Here is a 6,764-nt window from a genome sequence, read left to right as displayed (position 1 = left end):
CTGATATCAAAAAGGGGCTGTGAAAAAATGATTTACATTTTTTCACAGCCCCTTTTATCATTATTTCTTTTCCATCTGTATATAGCTTTCATCCCGCTTGAAGGGCTTGGTCATATCCATCTGGAATTTTGGTTTCCTGCCTTCCGCCGTGATTTCCACCTGTTTGATGTTGGGAAATTCGGTGAGGGTATCCACGGTCATGGCAATGAAGAGGGATTCACCGGTGGAGCCTTTGATGTCATTCAGCTCTTTGCTGAAATTCACGTAGGCAGTGCCTTCCTTGATGGAAATATTTTTTAATGTAAGTCCCGCAGGGAGAAGGGGATATTTGGAATTCCGGTCTGTGCGGATCATTTCTTCCAGTGCTGTTTTGGCTGTGCGGCTGCCTGCTTTTACTTTCTTTGTGACAGGAATGATTTTCATGCCGTCATCGGAAGCTTTGTAATAGAGGAGGGTGGATTCCTTTTCTGCAGGAAGAACGGCCTGGGAGGAGGCTGCTTTGGGGGAAAGGCTTTGGGATGCCTGTTTTCCGCTGTCCGGTGCACAGCCTGCCAGGGCGGCGGTGAGGACGGAGGCGGCCAGAAGGGAAAGAATCGTTTTTTTATTCATCAGGGTGCCTCCTTAGGAAATGGCGGAGAAATAGTTGACCAGTCCGTTGAAGAGGCTCTGGGCAATGCCCCGGGGGCCCCAGGTGGAGGTCAGCATTTTCACGCGGTGATCATTGGTGATGAATCCCATTTCCATAAGGACCGAGGGCATGGCAGTATGCACGTTCACGTAGAAATCATTGGATTTCACGCCCCTGTCGGGAATGGAGAGGGAGTTCATGGTGGCCTGGTGCATCATCTGGGCCAGCAGCAGGTCTTTGGAACTTTTGGCGTTGTAGTAGGCGGTGGTGCCGTCTACAGAGGAGTTGGAGAAGGAGTCGATGTGAATGGAAACGAAGGCGTCTGCATGGGCTTCATTGGCCACATCGCAGCGGGCCTGCAGTTCAGGATCTGCATCAGCCCAGGGGCCGTATACATCCTTATCAGTGTCTCTTGTCATCACCACTTTGGCGCCGGCGGAGGTCAGCATGTCCCGGAGGGGGAGGGCAATGGAAAGGGTAATGTTCTTTTCATATACATCTCTGCCGCCGATGTGGCCGATGGCACCTACATCTGTACCGCCGTGGCCGGGGTCAATGCAGATGACCTTGCCCTTTAGTACGCTTTTCGCATCGGAGGAAACGTTATATCTCTGTTTCTTGTAGGTGGAAGGAGTGGAGGATGCGGCGGAAGAGGCTTTTTTCGTATAGGTCTGTTTTGCACCGATAACGGGAATATCCACCACCAGACGGTGGGGCTTATTCATCTTGGCATCAGGGCGGAGGGCAAAGACGCGGATGTCGTCGATTTTCTGGGGTTTTGTGAGGGCCACATCCAGATAGGTGTCACCGTCCTTTTCGGAAAGGGTGGCGAAGTCGATGGCCCTTGGGTCCATGTCATACTGGGTGGCTACCTTGCCAAGGGAAGTATTTCTTAAAATGACCTCGAAATTTTTACCGGGATTGTCGATGGCCGCTTCCGCATGGACGGCTTTGCTCAGATCCATGGCAATGCGGACGAAGGGAGGATTGCCGTCATTGCGGGATGTCCAGCGGAGGGCCGTCACCTGGGCACCCTTTGCCAGGGAGGGGGAGGCGGAGGGAAGGAGAAGAAAAGCAATAAGGATTAAAAATAATTGAATGAATTTTTTTATCATTATACTGTCCTTTCTGAAATTTAAACTGCCATGGTATGAAACAGAGCAGGGAGGAGGTGATTTCCCGCCTGCCTTTATACATCAGGTAATCTATATTATAACACTACCGACAAAGAAGCCGCTCTTTTTTTTCAGAGGGCAGGGGAATTTCAGCAAAACGGATACTATGGATGGTTCAAAAAATATATACTGCATGACAAATTCTCATTTATGGTGATAAATTTCTACTTTTGATAGCAAAAGCCTGTAAATCGTAGTAAAATAATCTATATTGCCTAAATAGGCTTGCTTTGTGCTGCTGTAATCACTTTGCTTTTTGGAATTGATAAAGGGGAGTTTTACGTGAAATTATTATCAAATGGCTGGAAAAAAGCTGCCGCCGCTGCTGCTGCGGTCATGCTTCTTTCTTCTTCCATGTTTGCTTTATCCGGATGTGCACCGGGGCAGGCGAAGAGCGGAGCTGCATCTTCTGTTTCCACTGCTGTCTCTGATTCCCAGCTGAAGCCGGGAACAGCCTATGCAAAAAGGGATCCTTCCGTGCCCTACAGTGTGCCGGAGGGGGTTTCTGTCCTCATGTACCATATGATCGGCGATATTCCAAACAATGCCGCCGTTATGACGGAAGCCAACCTCCGTCTGCAGATGAATTATCTCCGTGACCACGGCTATCATCCCATTACCATGCAGGAACTGTATGACTACATTACCAAAGGGGGGCCGCTTCCGGAAAAACCGGTATGCATTACCTTTGATGACGGCTATCTTGACAGTTACACCATTGTGTATCCGCTCATGAAGGAATACGGTTTCCCCTGGACCCTCTTCCTCATTACCGATGATGTGGGCAAGCCCTACAACCGCATGACCTGGGATCAGCTGAAAGAAATGGCCGACAGCCATACGGTAACCATTGCCAACCACACCCTGTCCCATCCGAAACTCCATAATCTGGCTACGGCCAAGGAAAAGGAGAAGGAAATCGTGGAAGCCAATGAGGCGTTGAAGTACCATCTGGGCATTGATAATGCCTGGCTGGCCTATCCCTACGGGGACTATGATGACCAGGTGGTGGAAATCTGCAAAAAGGCAGGCATTAAGATGGCCGTAACCACCGATTCCGGCCGTGTCCATGTGGGAAGCTATCCCTATGAACTGAAGCGGGTATACGTAGGAAATGATATTTCCCTGGCCCGGTTCTCGGAAAGGCTGAATAAGGATAATTACACGCCGGTATAAGGAGAGAATGAATTTTTCTCCGTCGGACTCTTCATTTTTTAGGAGCAAGAATGAAACGTATATTTCACAGCTTTATTTTCAAATTCATTATCATCACACTGCTCTTCTTCATTGTTACATCGCCGGTGGTGGTTCTTTTCGGTCCCTTCGGCAACTTGAAGAGGGCTGTGGTAGGGGCCATCATGCGTTCCCGGCATCCCCAGTACATTACCTGGCTCTATTCCCAGGATGAGCTGAACCAGATTCTGGGCGTGGTGAAAACAACGGATACGCAGAAAATGTTTTCTTTCAAGCCAAGAACCGATTCAACCCTGAACCTGAAGAAGATTGAAACGTCCCGTTTCGTAGGCTATCTTCTGGAAATTCCCAACCCCACCAGGGTGGAAGTGGCGACTGCGGAAGATATTAACGAAAAGGGGGACACCACCAGCAACATTGCCAAGAAAAACAATGCGGTGGCAGCCATCAACGGCGGCGGTTTCTATGACCCCAACGGCACCGGCACTGGCCGTCTTCCCTACGGATTTATTCTCCACAAGGGCAAGTACCTTCTGGGACAGCAGGTGGATGATAAGGAAAAAGTAGATTTTGTAGGCATGACCAAGAGCGGCAACCTCATTGCCGGCAACTATAACAAGAAGGAACTTCGGGACCTGGGTGCCGTAGAAGGGCTGACCTTCGGACCGCCGCTTATCATCAACGGACAGAAAGTGATTAAAAGCGGTGATGGCGGCTGGGGCATTTCTCCCCGTTCCGCCATCGGACAGAAGAAGGATGGGACCATCCTCTTCCTTGTTATCGACGGAAGACAGCCGGGATACAGCATCGGCGCTACCCTTGTGGATTCCCAGAATATTCTTTATGAAAACGGCGCTTACATTGCAGCCAACCTGGACGGCGGTTCCTCCACTACCCTTTACTATAACGGCAAGGTAGTGAACAAACCGGCAGACCTTCTGGGCGAGCGTATGATTCCTACCGCATTTATTGTGAAATAAGGAGGACAGGGTGAATAAGAAATTTGTTCAGCTGGCAGTCTGCTTCGTCCTTGGTCTGGGCATCCAGGCAGGCGCCTATCTCTACATGGATCGTGTCCTCTTTGCGCCTCTTTCCAGCGGCGACTATGATATGTCCGACGTCAAGGACAAGATGGCGGAAGCAGCGGAAAAGGAAGGAAAGAAACTTTTCGCCAAGGTCAGTGTTAAAGGAAAAGCCTATTATTCCCACGACTACAAGTACATGGCCGATGTAACTGCTGACACGGTTACCATTTATAAGGCCGACGATCTGGGAAATCCGCAGAAGGTGGACCTGAAAAACCAGGGAATATCCTTCTTTGAATGGATGCCGGACAGAAACCTGGCCCTCATGGCCCTCTATCCGGCTCACTGGAAGGGCGGCCGCTGGGATGTAACCCTGGCCCGCTACAACCCCGACGGCACCACCCATGAGTCCGACGCTCCCATCCGGGACCTTCCCAGGAATTCTAAAATTGTGGATGTGGCTTACTCCACTGCCACCAATGCGGTGTATATGAAAATGGAAGTAGGAAAAGGCCTCTATCGTATTTACCGCACCGACGCAAACTACGATACCCGCCGTATCTACATCCAGACATCCCATATCGGGAAGATTGCGGTGTACTATGATAAGGACCGCCTCTTCTACGATGACAGCCAGAAGGGCATCCTCTATACATTCAACGGCGATGACAGCTCCTGGAGAGTCATCTCCCCGCCCGGCGCATTCCGCCTGGTTGGCGTGGACGAAGACAAGACCATTTATGCTGTCAAGGTGAATACCAAGGGCGAAGTGACAGCCTACTACACCGGTAAGCTGGGCGTAGGCTTCAAAGAAGTGAAAGCCCTGGATACGCCGGTGGAATTCAGCTCCGTAACCATGCATATGATTAAGGAAGCAGCCGCCCAGGCAGGAAATAAATAAAAAGATCTTTGAAAAAAGAAGCTGCAGAGAAATGCCCGTCATTTCTCTGCAGCTTCTTTTTTCAATTTCCCTTCTATTTCCTGTCCATGACTGTGAATTTCCCGCACATGGTCATCTTGAGCGGGCGAGGACGGAGGCAGTCCCTGTTTTCCTAAAAAACAGGGTGTCAGAATCCCTGCAAAATGGTATAATATTTCAGATATACATAGTATTTGCAAGCAGGAAGGGAGAGCGTGAATGGACGAGAAAGAAGAGGTCTACACCGCCGATGACCGGCTTATCGTAGCGCTGGATGTGGATTCTTTTGACAAGATGAAGGAACTGGTGGACGAGCTGGGGGATCTGGTTTCCTATTACAAGGTGGGCATGGAGCTGTACTACAGCGCAGGCAGCGAAACCATCCGCTATCTGAAGGAACATGGGAAAAAGGTATTCCTGGACCTGAAACTCCATGATATTCCCAATACCGTAGGCCACAGCGTGGCTTCCGTCACCAGACTGGGAGTGAACCTGATTACTGTCCATGCCGGCGGCGGCAGAGCCATGATGCAGGCCGCAGCCCGTTATGCAAAAATCACGGCAGATGAGCTGGGTGTAGAGCGTCCGAAGATTCTGGCGGTCACCGTACTCACCAGCTTTGACGACCAGGGCTGGCAGGAAGTGGGCGGCCATCTTCCTATCCAGGAGCATGTACTGGAACTGGCAGAACTGGCCAAAAATTCCGGCGTAGACGGCGTGGTAGCTTCCCCGCGGGAAGCATCTTCCATCCGCAAGATGGCAGGAGACGATTTCCTCATCGTCACTCCGGGCATCCGTCCTTCTTTTGCCCAGACCGATGACCAGAAACGTATTGCCACTCCGTCGGAAGCTTTCAAAGACGGCTCCTCTATGCTGGTCATTGGACGCCCCATTACCCAGGCCATTGATCCCTGTGCCGCAGCCCGTCTGATTTTAAAGGAAATAAAGGAGAATGCATGATGAACGAAAAAGAAGTTGAATCTTTACTGAAAGAAACAAAAGCCATTCTGGAAGGCCATTTCCTCCTCACCAGCGGCCTTCACAGCCCGCTGTATGTGGAAAAATTCAATGTACTCCAGCATCCGGAATATACGGAAAAGCTGTGTCAGGAATTTGCCAACCATTTCAAAGATATGGGCATTGAAACAGTTATCGGACCGGCTACCGGCGGCATTATCCTCTCCCAGGTCACTGCCCGCCTCCTGGGTGTCCGTTCCATCTTCACGGAAAGAGAAAACGGCAAAATGACCCTTCGCCGCGGTTTCAAAATTGCTCCCGGTGAAAAGGTGCTCATCGTAGAAGATATCGTTACCACCGGCGGCTCCATCAAAGAAGTGGTGGACGTAGTGAATAAGGCAAAAGGCGATATCGTAGGCATCGGCCTCTTCGTAGACCGTTCCGGCGGAAAGGCAGACTTCGGCGTTCCTAAGGAAAAGGTATATCCCCTTCTTCACCTCACCGTTCCTACCTACAAACCGGAAGAATGCCCCCTGTGCAAGGCGGGCATTCCCATTACGGAACGGGGCAGCCATCATCTGAAATAATGAAATTGTGAAATGCAAAAAGCTGTAAAGCCATTTGGACTTTACAGCTTTTTATTATGGGATTACGGGGGAGGGGGCGGGGAAGATAGTACGTAACGCCCTGCGCTCTCTTTGGGCGGAGGGGGCCACGCCACAATATTCTTGCGTCCCCTTTAAGGGAAGAGGGCCACGAAGTGGCGAAGGGGTGTACGAGACTGCAGGACGGAATGATTCTAAGTATGAACCCTGAAGTCCCGTGAAATTATATCTATTTCGGGGTTTGGACTCCCATCGCGTCAT

At 50.5% G+C, this 6,764-nt stretch carries 7 protein-coding genes; 5 read left to right on the top strand and 2 right to left on the bottom strand.

The annotated features are described in order from the left end of the window. Window positions 1–60: 60 nt before the first annotated feature. Entirely contained in the window at window positions 61–609 is a 549-nt protein-coding gene (locus Q0482_RS03450) for a GerMN domain-containing protein (protein WP_299143419.1), read from the bottom strand. Window positions 610–621: 12 nt separating this feature from the next. After that, window positions 622–1,743 (bottom strand): N-acetylmuramoyl-L-alanine amidase, encoded by a 1,122-nt coding sequence (locus Q0482_RS03445; RefSeq protein WP_299143416.1) that lies wholly within the window; start codon window positions 1,741–1,743, stop codon window positions 622–624. Window positions 1,744–2,085: 342 nt separating this feature from the next. Here Q0482_RS03445 and Q0482_RS03440 point away from each other — a divergent pair, with 342 nt between their 5' ends. From Q0482_RS03440 to pyrE, 5 genes are all read left to right on the top strand, one after another. Next, window positions 2,086–2,979, top strand: coding sequence for a polysaccharide deacetylase family protein (locus tag Q0482_RS03440; protein WP_299143413.1), 894 nt, complete (start codon window positions 2,086–2,088; stop codon window positions 2,977–2,979). Between the two features lie 50 nt (window positions 2,980–3,029). Beyond that, a complete protein-coding gene (locus Q0482_RS03435) occupies window positions 3,030–3,977 on the top strand; it encodes a phosphodiester glycosidase family protein (protein ID WP_299143410.1) in 948 nt (315 codons plus the stop codon). Window positions 3,978–3,987: 10 nt separating this feature from the next. Next, the gene (locus tag Q0482_RS03430; protein ID WP_299143407.1) at window positions 3,988–4,923 is read left to right on the top strand and encodes a hypothetical protein; all 936 of its coding nucleotides are present in this window, start codon (window positions 3,988–3,990) and stop codon (window positions 4,921–4,923) included. Between the two features lie 237 nt (window positions 4,924–5,160). Then, window positions 5,161–5,901: an orotidine-5'-phosphate decarboxylase gene (gene pyrF / locus Q0482_RS03425; RefSeq protein ID WP_299143404.1), complete on the top strand. Its 741-nt coding sequence runs from the start codon at window positions 5,161–5,163 to the stop codon at window positions 5,899–5,901. Further along, on the top strand, window positions 5,898–6,485 hold the full coding sequence (gene pyrE / locus Q0482_RS03420) for an orotate phosphoribosyltransferase (protein ID WP_299143401.1): 588 nt from the start codon (window positions 5,898–5,900) through the stop codon (window positions 6,483–6,485). Before pyrF ends, pyrE begins: the two co-directional genes overlap by 4 nt. The last annotated feature ends 279 nt before the right edge of the window (window positions 6,486–6,764 follow it).

The sequence above is a fragment of the uncultured Dialister sp. genome (assembly GCF_937959425.1).
In the GTDB taxonomy this organism is placed as follows: domain Bacteria; phylum Bacillota; class Negativicutes; order Veillonellales; family Dialisteraceae; genus Dialister.
This window is presented reverse-complemented; position numbering and strand designations above follow the sequence as displayed.